9 protein-coding genes are annotated in these 14902 nt (G+C 36.8%); 4 read left to right on the top strand and 5 right to left on the bottom strand.

Annotated features, from left to right (window positions below):
* Positions 1-85 precede the first annotated feature (85 nt).
* Positions 86-2689 (bottom strand): DNA mismatch repair protein MutS, encoded by a 2604-nt coding sequence (gene mutS, locus ACFE0M_RS05440; RefSeq protein WP_434544734.1) that lies wholly within the window; start codon positions 2687-2689, stop codon positions 86-88.
* 47 nt (positions 2690-2736) lie between these two features.
* On the opposite strand from mutS, the gene ACFE0M_RS05435 reads away from it, so the two are divergent.
* Entirely contained in the window at positions 2737-3273 is a 537-nt protein-coding gene (locus tag ACFE0M_RS05435) for an RNA methyltransferase (protein WP_434544733.1), read from the top strand.
* Between the two features lie 122 nt (positions 3274-3395).
* Here ACFE0M_RS05435 and ACFE0M_RS05430 read toward each other — a convergent pair whose 3' ends face one another.
* Genes ACFE0M_RS05430 through ACFE0M_RS05415 form a run of 4 tightly spaced genes read right to left on the bottom strand, consistent with a single transcriptional unit; the run spans position 3396 to position 9374 of the window.
* Positions 3396-5828 (bottom strand): TonB-dependent receptor domain-containing protein, encoded by a 2433-nt coding sequence (locus ACFE0M_RS05430; protein ID WP_434544732.1) that lies wholly within the window; start codon positions 5826-5828, stop codon positions 3396-3398.
* Positions 5825-7162, bottom strand: coding sequence for an HTTM domain-containing protein (locus ACFE0M_RS05425; protein WP_434544731.1), 1338 nt, complete (start codon positions 7160-7162; stop codon positions 5825-5827). The genes ACFE0M_RS05430 and ACFE0M_RS05425 overlap by 4 nt, the downstream gene beginning before the upstream one ends.
* On the bottom strand, positions 7149-8267 hold the full coding sequence (locus ACFE0M_RS05420) for an imelysin family protein (protein WP_434544730.1): 1119 nt from the start codon (positions 8265-8267) through the stop codon (positions 7149-7151). The genes ACFE0M_RS05425 and ACFE0M_RS05420 overlap by 14 nt, the downstream gene beginning before the upstream one ends.
* A gap of 6 nt (positions 8268-8273) precedes the next feature.
* Positions 8274-9374, bottom strand: a complete 1101-nt coding sequence (locus ACFE0M_RS05415; protein ID WP_434544729.1) for a DUF4856 domain-containing protein — start codon at positions 9372-9374, stop codon at positions 8274-8276.
* A 714-nt stretch (positions 9375-10088) separates the two neighbouring features.
* Between ACFE0M_RS05415 and fumC the strand changes: the two genes are divergently transcribed.
* The 3 genes from fumC to ACFE0M_RS05400 all read left to right on the top strand — a co-directional run bounded on the left by fumC (position 10089) and on the right by ACFE0M_RS05400 (position 14808).
* The gene (fumC, locus tag ACFE0M_RS05410; protein WP_434544728.1) at positions 10089-11489 is read left to right on the top strand and encodes a class II fumarate hydratase; all 1401 of its coding nucleotides are present in this window, start codon (positions 10089-10091) and stop codon (positions 11487-11489) included.
* Between the two features lie 74 nt (positions 11490-11563).
* Positions 11564-12214, top strand: coding sequence for an SPOR domain-containing protein (locus tag ACFE0M_RS05405; protein WP_434544727.1), 651 nt, complete (start codon positions 11564-11566; stop codon positions 12212-12214).
* Between the two features lie 128 nt (positions 12215-12342).
* Positions 12343-14808 (top strand): bifunctional UDP-N-acetylmuramoyl-tripeptide:D-alanyl-D-alanine ligase/alanine racemase, encoded by a 2466-nt coding sequence (locus ACFE0M_RS05400; protein ID WP_434544726.1) that lies wholly within the window; start codon positions 12343-12345, stop codon positions 14806-14808.
* Positions 14809-14902: the final 94 nt, after the last annotated feature.

Raw genomic sequence — 14902 nt, 5'->3', positions numbered from 1 at the left:
ATAGGTCAGAAGATTTATTTTATTGATAGACTAATACATTCATTTCATCGAAAACTAAAGGAATTAAGAATATTGATTGGAATTATTACTTCAATTTACTTTTCATCTCATTCAGTTTCAATAGTGCTTCAACTGGAGACATCGAATTGATATCTAATTTATCCAATAAATCTTTTATTTCAGAAAGTACAGGATCAGCTTCGAACATATTGAGTTGATAATTATTTTTAGGGACTTCATTCATTTTGCGGTTGGCTTTATCCCTGATTTTATCCTTTTCTAAATGGTGCATAATTTCATTGGCTCTCAATACCACTGGATTAGGCATACCGGCCAAATGTGCAACATGAATACCAAAACTATGCTCACTTCCTCCTTTTTTAAGCTTCCGTAAAAAGATAATTTCCCCATCTATCTCCTTCACTGAAACATTATAATTCTTGATTCTTGGAAAATCATGAGCCAATTGATTCAATTCATGATAGTGCGTGGCAAAAAGCGTTTTGGCTTTTGATTTCGGGTGATTATGTAAAAATTCGACTATACTCCAGGCAATGGAAACTCCATCATAAGTACTGGTGCCACGACCAATTTCATCCATCAGCACCAAACTTCTATCGGAAAGATTATTCAAGATGCTGGCGGTTTCTGTCATCTCCACCATAAAGGTTGATTCTCCTTTTGAAAGGTTGTCGGAGGCCCCCACTCTAGTAAAAACTTTATCTACTAAACCAATTTCAGCGGATTTAGCCGGAACATAACAGCCCATTTGAGCCATTAAAACAATCAATGCAGTTTGCCTCAATAAAGCGGATTTACCCGCCATATTGGGGCCGGTAATAATCATGATTTGTTGACTCTCATTATCCAAAAAAACATCATTCGGAATATATTCTTCCCCATGTGGTAGCTGTTGTTCGATCACAGGATGGCGACCTGATTTTATATCTAATGCAGTATTTTCAGTAATGGCGGGTTTAACATAATTATTGGCCCTGGCGATTTCAGCAAAGCTAAGCAAGCAATCCACTTGGGCTATAATTTTGGCATTTTGCTGAATAGGGCTCACAAAATCCATAGCATTTTGCAATAGCGTTTGAAAAATTCTCTGCTCAATCACCACCATTTTATCCTCTGCTCCTAATATTTTTTCCTCATATTCCTTCAGTTCTTCTGTGATGTATCTTTCTGCATTGACCAAAGTTTGTTTTCGAATCCATTCCTGAGGCACTTTATCTTTATGAGAATTGGTCACTTCCAAATAGTAGCCAAAGACTTTATTGTAGGCTACTTTCAGAGAGGTAATGCCGGTTTTTTCCATTTCCCGCTTTTGCAACTGAAGCAGATAATCTTTACCCGAAAAGGCTATTTTCTTTAACTCATCCAATTCATGGTCCACTCCTTCTTTTATTAGATTTCCTTGATTGGTATGCAAAGGAGCATCTTCCATTAATTGAGTATCAATCAATTTATATAAATATTCGCATGGATTGATTTGATTGGAAAGTTTTTTCAAGGCTTGCTCTCCGGATTCATCTAAAGCTTTTTTCAATGGAACCATTAAGCCCAAAGCTTTTTTCAATTGATTTAGCTCTCGTGGGTTCACTCTGCCTACCGCTACTTTGGAGATTAATCTTTCCACATCGCCCATGGATTTTAAAGAGGCGCTCAACTGTTCAGTTAAATCCTGATTGTTATGAAAGGCTTCCACAATTTGCAATCGTTCTTCAATGACCGCTTTGTCTTTCACGGGCAACACCATCCATTTTTTGATCTGGCGAGAACCCATTGGGGTTAAGGTTTTATCCAAAATCTGGATAAGTGGGATTCCGCCCTCTTGTTGTGGATAAACCAATTCCAGGTTTCGGATGGTAAACTTATCCATCCAAACATATTTTTCCTCCTCAATTCTGGAAATAGACGCAATATGCTCTATTTTCTTATGCTCGGTTTCTTCCAAATAATGAAGAATGGCCCCCGCTGCAATGATTCCCTCCTCTAATGATTCTATACCAAAGCCTTTCAAGGAGTTGGTTTTAAATTGCTTGGTTAGTTTTTCGTAGGCAAAATCGAAAGCATAAATCCAATCTTCTAAATGATGGACATTGTAATCATCTGAAAATTTTTGTGAGAAGTGTTCCCTTGCTGATTTTGAATATATGATTTCAGATGGCTGAAAGCCCTGCAATAATTTATCAATATACGAGGGATTTCCGGAGGCCGTCATAAACTCACCGGTGGAAATATCAAGGAAAGCAATTCCTAAAGCATTTTTTGAAAAATGAATGGAAGCCAAGTAATTATTTCTGCCTTGTTCTAAAACATTGTCATCAAAACTTACGCCTGGGGTGACCAATTCTGTCACCCCTCTTTTTACAATTCCCTTTACGGATTTCGGGTCTTCCAGCTGGTCACATATAGCTACTCTATGTCCGGCACGAACCAATTTTGGCAAGTAGTTATCCATCGCATGATGCGGGAAGCCAGCCAATTCAATGTGGGAGGCGGAACCATTTGCCCTTTTGGTCAAAATTATATTCAGGACTTTGCTTGCCTTCACGGCATCCTCCCCAAAAGTCTCATAAAAGTCGCCCACACGGAATAATAATAAAGCCCCTGGATATTTGGACTTTATCTGATTATACTGCTTCATTAAAGGAGTTTCCTTTGCTTCTTGAGTCTTCGCCATGCTTTTAGGGAAATGTTCTTAGTTTTGCACTTCAAAGATGATAAAATATGAGGAAATTAGCCAATGAAGAATTAAATCGATTGGAAATTGATGAGTTCAAAAGGGTAAAGAAAAATCCGGTTGTTGTTGTGCTAGACAATGTCAGAAGCATGAATAATGTAGGTTCTGCCTTCAGAACGGGGGATGCATTTCTAATTGAAAAAATTTATTTGTGCGGTATCACAGCTCAGCCCCCTCATAGGGAAATCAACAAAACGGCTTTGGGAGCTACCGAAACCGTAGAATGGGAGCATTGTGAAAACACTTTGGATGCTATTGCTAAACTGAAAAAAGAAGGCTACAAAATCATGAGCGTGGAGCAAGCTGAAAATAGTTTGAGCTTAAAGAAATTCACTCCCGAACCGAATGAAAAATATGCTTATGTTTTCGGAAATGAGGTATATGGTGTTGAGCAGGAAGTGGTAGATCAAAGCGACCATTGTCTTGAAATACCTCAGTTTGGTACTAAACATTCATTGAATATTTCGGTGAGTATCGGGGTTGTGCTTTGGCATACTGTGTTGAAAAGCCCTCTGGCCCCCTAACCCCCAATGGGGAAAAAAGCACGGAATAACCTTTGCTTTCTATTTGGTAAAGTGCCAGAGGTACCAGTAATCATCACCAGCGAGACGCTGGCGACAGCGTGAGGACTGCATTAGCTAGAAATTTAAAATTTTAAATCTAAAGTCACATAAAAATTCCTGCCAGCTGAAGGGATGATGCCCGGGCCTGGATAGCCTACAGCCCTTCTTGTGAAGTAGTAATTATTAGTTAAGTTGTTGATTCCTGCTTCAAGTTGAGCAAATTTGTATTTGTATTTAGCGCTCAAATCCAAAACATGAAATGAAGGGATAATACCGTCCACACCAGTTGCGGTTCTTTTAGCATTGGTGGCTTCTGTATATTGCTCACTCAAATAAGTGAATTGTAATGTGGAAGAGAAGTTTTTCCAACTGTAATTAATACCAGTTTTAATATTCAAATCTGGAACTAATTCCACTTTATTCCCGGCAATAGAGCTTTCCATATTATCTTCTGCATACTTTCCTCTAATGAAAGCGGCATTTAAAAAAGTCGAGAACTCATGAATGGGTTGAGGGTTCAAAAATCTGCTCCAGTTCATTTCAGTGTAAGATTCAACCCCCGCAATGGCTGCATTGCCCACATTAGTTCTGTATCGGTATATTCTAGGGAATCCATCAATAGCATCATCATAGCGCAACAAAGCTCCTAATCGGTCATTATAGGCCAAATAAAATAAACTCCAATCAAAATTTAAAAAGTCGCTATAATTACCTCTGAAACCTAAATCAGCATTGTAACCACTTTCATCTTTCAAATTTGGATCTACCAAAATATTAGTGTTATTGACTCTTAGGTCATTAAAGTTTATTCCTCTATAATTCATGGAAATATTGCCATATACTTCCAAATCTGCATTTGTTTTATAGCTTATGCCCAGACCGCCCAGCATAAAAGAACGATCTAAATTTTTAGATTCATAAATAGTAGTATCAAAAATAACATCACCTGCCAGATTTTCCACCATATTTCGATAATACCCTGTGCTGTTGGTGCTGATATATTCCCACCTTAAGCCAGGTGTAATGCTAAGTCTGCTATTAAGGTTGATAATGTTTTCAGCAAAAAGCGCAATGTTTTCTGATGGGTAACGGAATGATAAATCTTCTAAGTTGTTAGGGTTGTTGTATTGAAAATCGGCCTCATAGCCTGCCGGGCCCAGGCCTTGCCGTTGCTGAGTATTGCCTCTAAAATACCTAGCACCCACAGCAAGCGCTTGGATTTGCCCCATAAAATCATAGCGGTGCAAAAATCTTAGTTCAGAACCAAAGTTTTCATAATCATCCCAAAGAAGATTACGTTCTTCTTCAGGGAAATCTGCTTGTGTTACTCTTTCTAGATTACCCAATGCTTTTCTAGAGCCAACTAAACCAAAGGTTTTCCAGTTGAGCTTTGTTCTATCATTGATTCTGTAGTCCAGAATGATAGCGGGAATATTCCATTCAATACCGAACCAGTTTCGCTCTCTTACCGATTGCCTTGGATCTTGCTCAAAAAGGTTATCTGTCAATCCACCGGCTTGTTGAGCTAAGTAGTCCATGTGCGTGAATTCAAAGCAGAGATATAATTTATCCCCAATATCAAAGTTGACATCAGCAAATAAGGTATTGGATTCAAATGATTCATTATCTCGAAATCCATCCCCTTGCTTTCTTTGATAGAAAACAAAATAGTCCATTTTTTCGGTATTGCCCGATAGACTATTATAAGAACTGAACAAACCAAAAGATCCGGCAGTGTTTCTGGTATGAAATTGAATTGGCGTTTCTTCAGGGGCTTTTTTGAACAAAAAGTTAATCATTCCACCAAACTGAGAACCATATTGAAGAGAAGCCGCTCCTCTTACCACTTCAATTTTGGATAGGGCTTCAACTGGTGGAGTATAATAGCTTTCAGGATAGCCTAATGGATCAGCTGAGATATCATATCCATTTTGTCTGGTATTGAAATTAGAAGTTCTGTTTGGATTAAGACCTCTACCACCTATTCCTAATTGAAGTCCACCCCCATCACTTTCCCAAATATTTAATCCAGGTACTTTGGCAAATACTTGACGAGCATTATTGGTGGCCAAATTACCATTGATTTGATCAATTGAAATCACCTCATTTTTCTTTGCTTCATAAATCAGTGTACCTTCTACTGGATTAAGCCTGGTTATATTGAATACCTCAGATTTTTTACCAATGGTTTTAACTTCTTCTAAAGTTTTCAATAAAGGAGTTAGCGTAAAATTGATGTTTTCCCAACTTTCGTTTACTTCAATTTCTTTGATTTCACTTTGTCTCCCTAAGTAAAAGGCCGCAATTTTATAGTCCCCCTTAGGCAAATCTAATTTATAGTTACCTTTAGCATCGGTAACGGCTTTGTATTTACTGTCTAATACAAAAATTTCTGCCAGTTCAATTCCTTTTTCGCTTTCGGAATCTTTCACCACACCTTTAATACCTTGCGCATGTAATGCATTAGTAAATGCAATCATCAAGAATAAAACAATATGGACGCTAAGTTTTCTCATTGATTGTAAGGCAGTACCCAATTTTTATGTTGATAACTATTTTTAATGGTGGCTAAATTAACTTCAGGATTAATGAAAGGCCGGCTACCTTTGCCGTTTATGGTCGCATAACTTTCCACAAATACCTCCACCTCTGCATTATATTCAGCTTGATATTGATCCCTTAAAAAATGGGCAAATTGCAATATCATATCAGGTTGGGTATTCATCATTTTTTCCTGTACCGGGGTTAAATATTGGCTCGGTAATACTTCAAATGCTTTTTTCTTTTCAGGAAGGTTAACAGTGAATTGCGTATAACCCACTTTTTCCATCAACATTACTCGCCACGAAAACCGATAGCCTTGTTCAGTCCAAAAAAGCTTGCCCGGATATAGTGCATACCTGAAAGGCAATAGAATTTGTAAGCTGAAATAAATTATTAGGAAATATTTTAACACAGCAGAATTATTCATGCTCGGTGCTGTCGAAATTGTTTTTTCTTTAGTAGGGGAAAGTTTACCCCATATTTTTTTATGAAAATCTTCTGAGAAAAATATTAAAGTACTGACCACCATAATGTAGGGGAACATTCCGATCTGAAATAGTGCAGCAGTCATAAAATGAAAAGCAATGACGGTGAGATAGGCAAAAAACCTTGTTTTTCTCCACAATAGGAAAAAAGGAATGCTTAAATCATAAAAAGCACCAAACCAACTGAAAAGGTAGGCGGTTACTTTATAATCTAATAAGGGTCCAATGATAGGCGTATCGGCTCTTGAGGGGAGCCATATTTTTAAAGGTAAAGCTTCCAATAACCAGTCAGGCTGGAGTTTGGCCAAGCCGGCAAAAAAATACACCAAACTTAGTTGCAGTATGATAATATGAATGCTCCAAGCAGGAACATAAAACTCTTGTTTTTTTCTGCGCCAGGCATCAAAAGAGTAAGCTTTATTAGCTGGAACTAAAATCAGTAAAAAGGCAATTATGCTTACGAAATAATAATGATTGAGGTAATTGGTTTTATCTATAAGCTCTACATAAGTAAAGCTTAGAAAAAAGAGCGTAGCACTCCATCTGTAAAATGCTCCTAGGGCAATTCCAATTGCGGCAATACCCATAATGGCAAAAAGGATGTACATGCCAGGATCTCCCCATGTTTTGATCCATTCAAATCCTAAATAGGGGAAATAAAATTCGGGTTCAATGTATTGTTTAGCTATCCAACCATTAGCCCAAAAGCGAATAATGGAGGCTAGCATCATAACACCAAAAGCTACCCGAAAGGTAGCTAATGGTGCAATGTGTTTTGCTTGATGGGGTCGATATGTGGATAAGCCACTAGTCACCGTCATTATCTTGGAAGGTGATAGAAACAGACATGGCTGATGTCATATCCACTTTTATTAATGGGATGACTCCTTGTAGTGCATTATAAACATTAACCAATTGACTTCCTTCTGTGGAGGCTACTTCGCTATAAGGCTGTGTAATTTTCTCCATTTCTTCTAATGCCAATAGTTTTTGGTCTATAATAGCAGTGCTTAAGTCTAAATCATCACGAGTTTTTGCGTCCAAGGCCAATAAATAATCATCCAAACCGAGACCATCTTCACCCGAATTAAAATTTTCGCCCTTAAATACTTGAATAGAAGATTGAACAGCTTTTTCTGCTAAATCACCAGACCAACGAGAATAATATCCTTCTACATTTTCAGGTGATAGCACTCCACCAGTTCTAGGATTTCCCCCAGATGGAAAACCGATTTTAGCATTTTTGATTCTGATGTCAAACTGGAAATTATACTCATTGACCAAAAGACTAGTACCACTTCCAACATCAGTGCCTGTATTTCCAATGAAAGTTGATCTGTAATCAGGCCAGCCTTCTAAGATTAGGTTAGATGTTGTTTGTATATCTTCAACTACATCTGATAGATATTGTATGCGGTTTTCTCCTAAATTAGGGTCTCCAAAATATGCTATGATTTCCTCTTCATCATTTCCTGTTCCAAATAATAAGTAATCCAATGCTGGAAATCCTTTGGCCGCCACATTTGAAGCAGCACCCAAAACATAGCTTTGTGAATTTATATTTTCTTCTATCACATCAGTTTTGGGAGGAAAAATATTGACCCTATCCCTTAAATTGACACTTGAAACGGGCCCAACATGCACAAAAGCCAAGTGTTGATAGCTTAACCAAGCTTCTTTCAATTCAGCTCTCAAAACCTCTAAACTTTCAATTGAAATATTTTCATTAAAGGAGTTAGTAGCAACTGAAAGCCCCTCAGCTTCTGAGGCAAAATTTTCGATAGAAGGCTCGATAACATTATCAGCCATATTGATCAGAAATGCCTCTCTGTCAAAATCTACTTTTTCACTGCCTGATTCATTATCACAGGCAGTGAAAAAAATAGATACTACTAATATGAAGAAAGAAAATCTTAAATTTACCATTATATATTATAATTCATTTTGAACATCTTCAAATCCGTAAGCTTCTACTAAAATTGCTTTTGCGGCATTGATGTTATCAGTTGTGATTTCATAGAAATTGTCTCCTAACTCGTCTAAGACTGCAGTAACTTCGGCATTGCTTAATTTTTTGTTCGGATTATATTTTAAAGCATGAATGAAAGCCCATGCCTCAGATAAAGTATGGTTTCTTACCGCATCATCTGCAAAAGCTGCGTTAGCTTCGTTTAAGTAATGAACAGCTGTTCCGGCAGATACTTTTTCCCACTCATTTCTAATGATTTCAATTTGTTCATCTCTAGTATCTAAATCTTTATTGGAAATAGCAGCTCTACCTGTAATGAAAGCATTCATAATGGCTTCATTTGTTCCTAATAAAGCATCTCTTCCATTTGAATACTTACCCCAGAATCTTGCTCCATCAGTATTGGCAGGGAAATCAGTGGCAACACCTAAATAACCAAAAGCTTCATCCCAGTGGTGCTCCATTGCGGTTCCTTTTCCTTCTTCTATTTCATCATTATCCACATCCATTTTACCAGATCCTAAATAGATAGAGGTTCCTTGGAAGTAAAAACAAGAACCCATTAGTCCTTTTTCGATTAATTGAATGTGCTCAAATCCATTGGCATCGAAGAAATATTTTTTAGAGGCATCATTTGGAGAAGTTACTACTCCAGGAGTACCATTGCTTCCAACACCACCATCTGCTTCAACTGTTGCTGCAGCAAACTCTCTAATAAATCCTTTGAACATGTCAATGTCAGCTTCAACTGTTTTGTTTTCCAATTCTTTGGTATCCGCTTCATTTAATTCTGCATTATCAAATGCATTATTTTCATTGGCATACATATCCAACATTACTTGAGCATCTAAAACTTCGCCATTGTTAGCTGTTTTCATATAAACAGTCAATTCATCCAACATATCCAATCTTTGGATTTGTCCTGTATAGCTTACATTTTCAAAATCATAAGTAGATGGGATTTCATAATTACCATCATTTTCTCCTTCTGTGTTTTCATCGTCACAGGCAGTAAAGGCAAATACTGCCAAAAGCGCTAATCCTAATAATCTCAACTTGTTCATTTTTTGCAAATTTAATATTTGTATTTAGATTGATTCTAATGATGACGCAAAATTAATTTTATTTAGATTGCTTACAAATAAAAAACTGATTTTAATTAGATTATTTATAAATAATTGTAAAAATGTGCCTTTAAACTGGTGTTTGAAATGATTTGTTCCTGTAGGTAATTCGTAAATCCGGAGCAAATTTCAAATTTTTTACTGTTTCCAAATGGAAAAGTCCATAAATTGCTGGGATGATTGATAAAGTGAATGTCAATAAACTACTGAATCTACTATGATCCAGATACAAATATTTTACACAGGAAATGGTATAAGAAGTTAAAGATTTACCTTTAAATTATAGGAAATAGTGATGTGATCATTTTACGGGAAAACCGCATAGCTTGTGGATACCTTAGAAATGTCCTGTAAAGATGACATTACCTTTTTTCCACCTTCTTTTAATTGATGACAATAGCTCACTGATAATACGCAGACAAATATCATAAGTAAACTTATCATCAGCCTTCTGTATAGGTTGTTCATTAAAGCCTTTAATTTGATGTGGTGCAAAAATATTGGAATTTTCTATCATTTGCTAAAAAATTATGAATTATTTAATATTCTATTTGATTATTATAATTTGTTAGTGTGTTGATTTTAGCAGTTTATCATAGCAATTCATTTGATTAGTTGTAATTTTACGCTATTAATCGAAAAATACATTTGGAAATGGAATATAGGATTGAAAAAGACACAATGGGCGATGTGAAAGTGCCCGCTGATAAGTATTGGGGAGCCCAAACTGAAAGAAGTAGAAACAATTTTAAAATAGGTGCTGAAGCCAGTATGCCTTTGGAAATTGTCCATGGATTTGCTTACCTTAAGAAAGCTGCCGCACATACCAACCATGAGTTAGGTGTTTTAAGCCAAGAAAAGAGAGATTTAATCTCCAAAGTTTGTGATGAGATTTTAGACAATCAACATAATGATCAATTTCCATTGGTTGTTTGGCAGACTGGTTCCGGTACTCAATCCAATATGAATGTAAATGAAGTTGTATCGAACAGGGCACAAATCTTGGCTGGTAAAACTTATGATGATGAAAAATTGGTACATCCTAATGATGACGTAAATAAATCCCAATCATCAAACGATACTTTCCCTACAGGAATGCATATTGCTTGCTATAAAATGGTGATCGAAACGACCATTCCTGGAATTGAGAAATTACGTGATACTTTAAAGGAAAAATCCAAAGCTTTCGAAAAAGTGGTGAAAATTGGAAGAACGCATTTAATGGATGCGACTCCTCTAACCATTGGCCAAGAATTTTCAGGATATGTTTCACAATTAGATCATGGCTTGAAAGCTTTGAGAAACACCTTAGATCACCTTTCAGAAATAGCCTTAGGTGGAACTGCTGTTGGAACTGGCATTAACACCCCTGATGGATATGCTGAATTGGTGGCTAAAAAAATTGCTGAATTTTCTGGATTACCATTTAGAACTGCAGAAAATAAATTTGAGGCATTAGCGGCTCATGATGCAATAGTGGAATCTCACGGTGCACTAAAGCAGATAGCCGTATCTTTAAATAAAATTGGGAACGATATTAGATTATTGGCTTCTGGACCAAGGTCCGGAATCGGAGAAATCATTATTCCAGCTAACGAACCAGGTTCTTCAATTATGCCGGGCAAGGTTAATCCTACTCAAGCGGAAGCCTTAACCATGGTTTGTGCTCAAGTAATGGGAAATGATGTGGCCATTACAGTAGGTGGAACACAAGGGCATTATGAGTTGAACGTTTTCAAACCAGTGATGGCGGCTAACTTTCTTCAATCAGCAAGGTTAATAGGAGATGCTTGTGTATCATTTAATGATAACTGTGCTGTTGGAATCGAGCCTAATTACGAGAGAATAAAAGAACATTTAGATAATTCCTTGATGTTGGTAACGGCATTAAACACAAAAATCGGTTATGAGAAAGCGGCCAAGATAGCGAAAACTGCACATGAAAATGGCACTAGGCTTAAAGATGAGGCTGTTAATCTAGGTTTTTTGACTGCTGAGGAGTTTGACGAATGGGTGAAACCAGAAGATATGATTGGCAGTTTGAAAAAACAATAAATAGTATTATTTGTCTTTATAATAGTTATTTACTTACTTTAGTTGTACAAAATTGAATTAACCGAATTGATGATATGAAAAGCAAGATAAGTTTAATTGCCATACTGATGATTTTTTGCATGGCATTTTCCGTTTCCGCACAAATGAGCAGGAAAGAAAAAAAGGAAATGAAGAAGATGGCCAAAGAGCTTAAGCGAAACCCTGAGCAAATGAAAGCTATGGTGGAAGAAAATGAAAGTTTGAAGAGTTCAGTGGCCAGCTTGACTGCGGAAGTGGAGAATTTAAAAGGGCAGTTGAGCACTAAGAATGCTGAAATTGCAACCGCTAGACAAGAAGCTCAGGAAGCCAAAGCAATGGCTGAAGCCCAAAGGCAAAGAGCTAATGAAATGGCTAGAAAAGCAAAAGAGGCTCAGAATAGTGAGCCAAATGCATTAGATGAAAGTGGCACTTGGTTTAAAGTGCAAGTTGGGGCTTTTGAAAATATCGATATGTCAGAATATTTCAAAAATAATCCTAATTTCAGTGGAGAAGAAACCGAAGAAGGTTTGCAGAGAATTACTTTGGGTCGATTTAGGGATTATTGGGAAGCCGACAGATTCAAAAAGACATTACGAAAAATGGGCGTTAAAGAAGCTTGGATCGTACCTTATAAAGAGGGTGTAAGAGTGCCGTTAAAAGAGGTTTTAGAAAATCTTTCCGCTAAACCGGAAAATGCTGGAGAATAAATAATTCAAAGCTTGTTTAAAAGTTAGTTCCATTTATAGTAATTGGAAATTTTGCAATTAGTATTGCATTTAACTTTTGGGCAAGCTTTTTTAATATTTATTGTGAACCATTCATTTTATATCATAATTTGAAAATTAACTTTTCTTTTCTACCCACTATTCTCAATGGAGATCTTCATCAGCTCCAAAAAGATAATGCTATTGAGAATATTTACATTGATAGTAGAAATATCGTCACAAATCCTAAAAACTTATTTATTGCCATAAATGGAGAGCGCCATAATGGTCATCATTTTATAGATGAGCTCTATAATAAAGGAATACAAAACTTTATTATTGACCAAGACATTAGTCTTCAAAACTATCCAAAGGCCAATTTTTTTAAAGCATATAATAGCGTGGAGGCTTTGCAGGCATTGGCAGGTCATAAAAGAAAGGGCTTTAAAGGGAAGTTAATTAGCATCACGGGAAGTAACGGAAAAACAATTGTAAAAGAATGGCTGGGGAAATTAATTGAATCCGTTTATGCGGTTTACAGAAGTCCAAGAAGTTATAATTCTCAGGTGGGGGTGCCTTTATCATTATGGCATTTGAATAATTATCAAGATTATGCCATCATTGAAGCAGGTATTTCCAAGATGGGTGAAATGGAAAAATTGGAGGCCATTATCAAACCTGAATTAGGGATTTATACCAACTTGGGCACGGCCCATGATGAAGGTTTCCCGAGTTTGGAGGAAAAAGCCCATCAAAAAGCACTGTTATTTAAAGATGCGACCACTATCATCTTTTGTAAGGACTTCCCTGAGATTTCCAATGCGCTTCACAATCTGCCAAAACTTGAAGAAAAGGAATTTATAGGCTGGTCTTTTGAGGACAATACTTCCAACTATTTTGTGGAAACAGAGGAGCGCGGAAATGGAACTGCTATTCGGATTCCTTTTGATGATCAGTTTCATATTTTTTATGTGCCTTTTCAAGATTACGCCTCACTGGAAAATATTACTCATTGTTTATTACTCTTACTGCATGAAGGCCTGCCAATCAAAATCATCCAAAATACACTAAATGATATTAGGCCGCTCAATATGAGGCTTGAAACAAAGAAAGGGAAGAATAACACCTATTTAGTGGATGATTCCTATAATAATGATTTAGTAGGCCTTGATACTGCACTTCAGTTTTTCGTACAGCAAAAGCAATATAAAAAGAGAATCCTCATTTTATCGGATTTATTGGAAACAGGCCTTAGCTCCGAAGTATTGTATAAACAACTTGCAGAAAGAATGGCCTCTGAAAATCTGAGCTTGATAATCGGGATCGGTAATGACATCACCTTGCTTGAAAATCATTACGATGGGGAGCTTATTTTTTTTAAGGATACCGCCTCATTTTTAGAGTATGAAAAAGACCATCCATTTCAAGAGGCAGTAATTCTCATTAAGGGAGCAAGAAAATTTGGATTTGAGTCAATTGTCCAGCGATTGGAGCAAAAAATCCATGGAACCGTATTGGAGATTGACCTCAATAAAATAACCCATAATTTAAATCATTACCGAGCCAGGTTAAAGCCTAATGTAAAAACCATGGTGATGGTAAAAGCCTTTGCTTATGGCAGTAGCAGCCATGAAATTGCCAATTGGCTAGAATTTCAAAATGTAGATTATTTGGCGGTTGCCTATGCTGATGAAGGAGTGGTTCTACGTCAGCACGGAATTAAATTACCCATTATGGTGATGAACCCAGATCCAAGGTCATTTGAACTTTTGCATCAATACGATTTAGAACCAGAACTCTACAGCCAAGAGGTTTTTAAAGATTACGCAAGCTATACCCGTAATCAGAAAAAGCAATTCAAAATCCATTTAAAATTGGATACAGGGATGCATAGATTGGGTTTTGAAACCTATGAAATTGATCATTTGAAGTCATTATTGAAGCAAAATCCACAGTTGAAAGTAACCTCTGTATTCAGTCATTTGGCGGGTTCTGATGAGGCTTTGCATAATGGGTTTTCAGCTCAGCAAGCCATGTCCTTTAAAAAATCAGCGGATGAAATAATTGATGCAATAGGCTATAAACCGATATTACATTTATTAAACAGCCCAGGCATAAGCCGATTTCCTGATTACCAATTTGATATGGTCAGGCTTGGCATTGGTTTATATGGAGTTGACCCAACAGGCCTACACAGCGGACAGTTGAAATCGGTCTCAACATTGAAAACAGTCATTTCACAGGTAAAAAACATTAAAAAAGGCGAGACCATAGGTTATTCCAGAATGGGTATTGCTCATGAGGAAATGAAAACGGCCACTATTTCCATAGGTTATGCTGATGGCTTCAATAGAAAATTCAGTAAAGGGGTTGGAAAAGTCATGATCAACGGAAAATTGGCTCCAGTTATTGGCAATGTTTGCATGGACATGACCATGGTGGATGTCACCAATATTGAGTGTCGGGCTGGAGATGAAGTGATTGTATTTGGTGAGAATCCCCATATTTCCGATATGGCAGAATCTATTGGCACCATACCCTACGAAATCCTAACCAATATAAGTGAAAGGGTAAAAAGAGTTTTTTATACGGAGTAATCGCCCTTCATTTGATTTAAAATTACTTTTCCAAATAAATACCCATTTTTGGGTATTGCCAATCTAAGGATAACCATCGAAATTTGATAAAAAA

Source organism: Marivirga sp. (genome assembly GCF_051117495.1).
Classification (GTDB): Bacteria; Bacteroidota; Bacteroidia; order Cytophagales; family Cyclobacteriaceae; genus Marivirga.
This window is presented reverse-complemented; position numbering and strand designations above follow the sequence as displayed.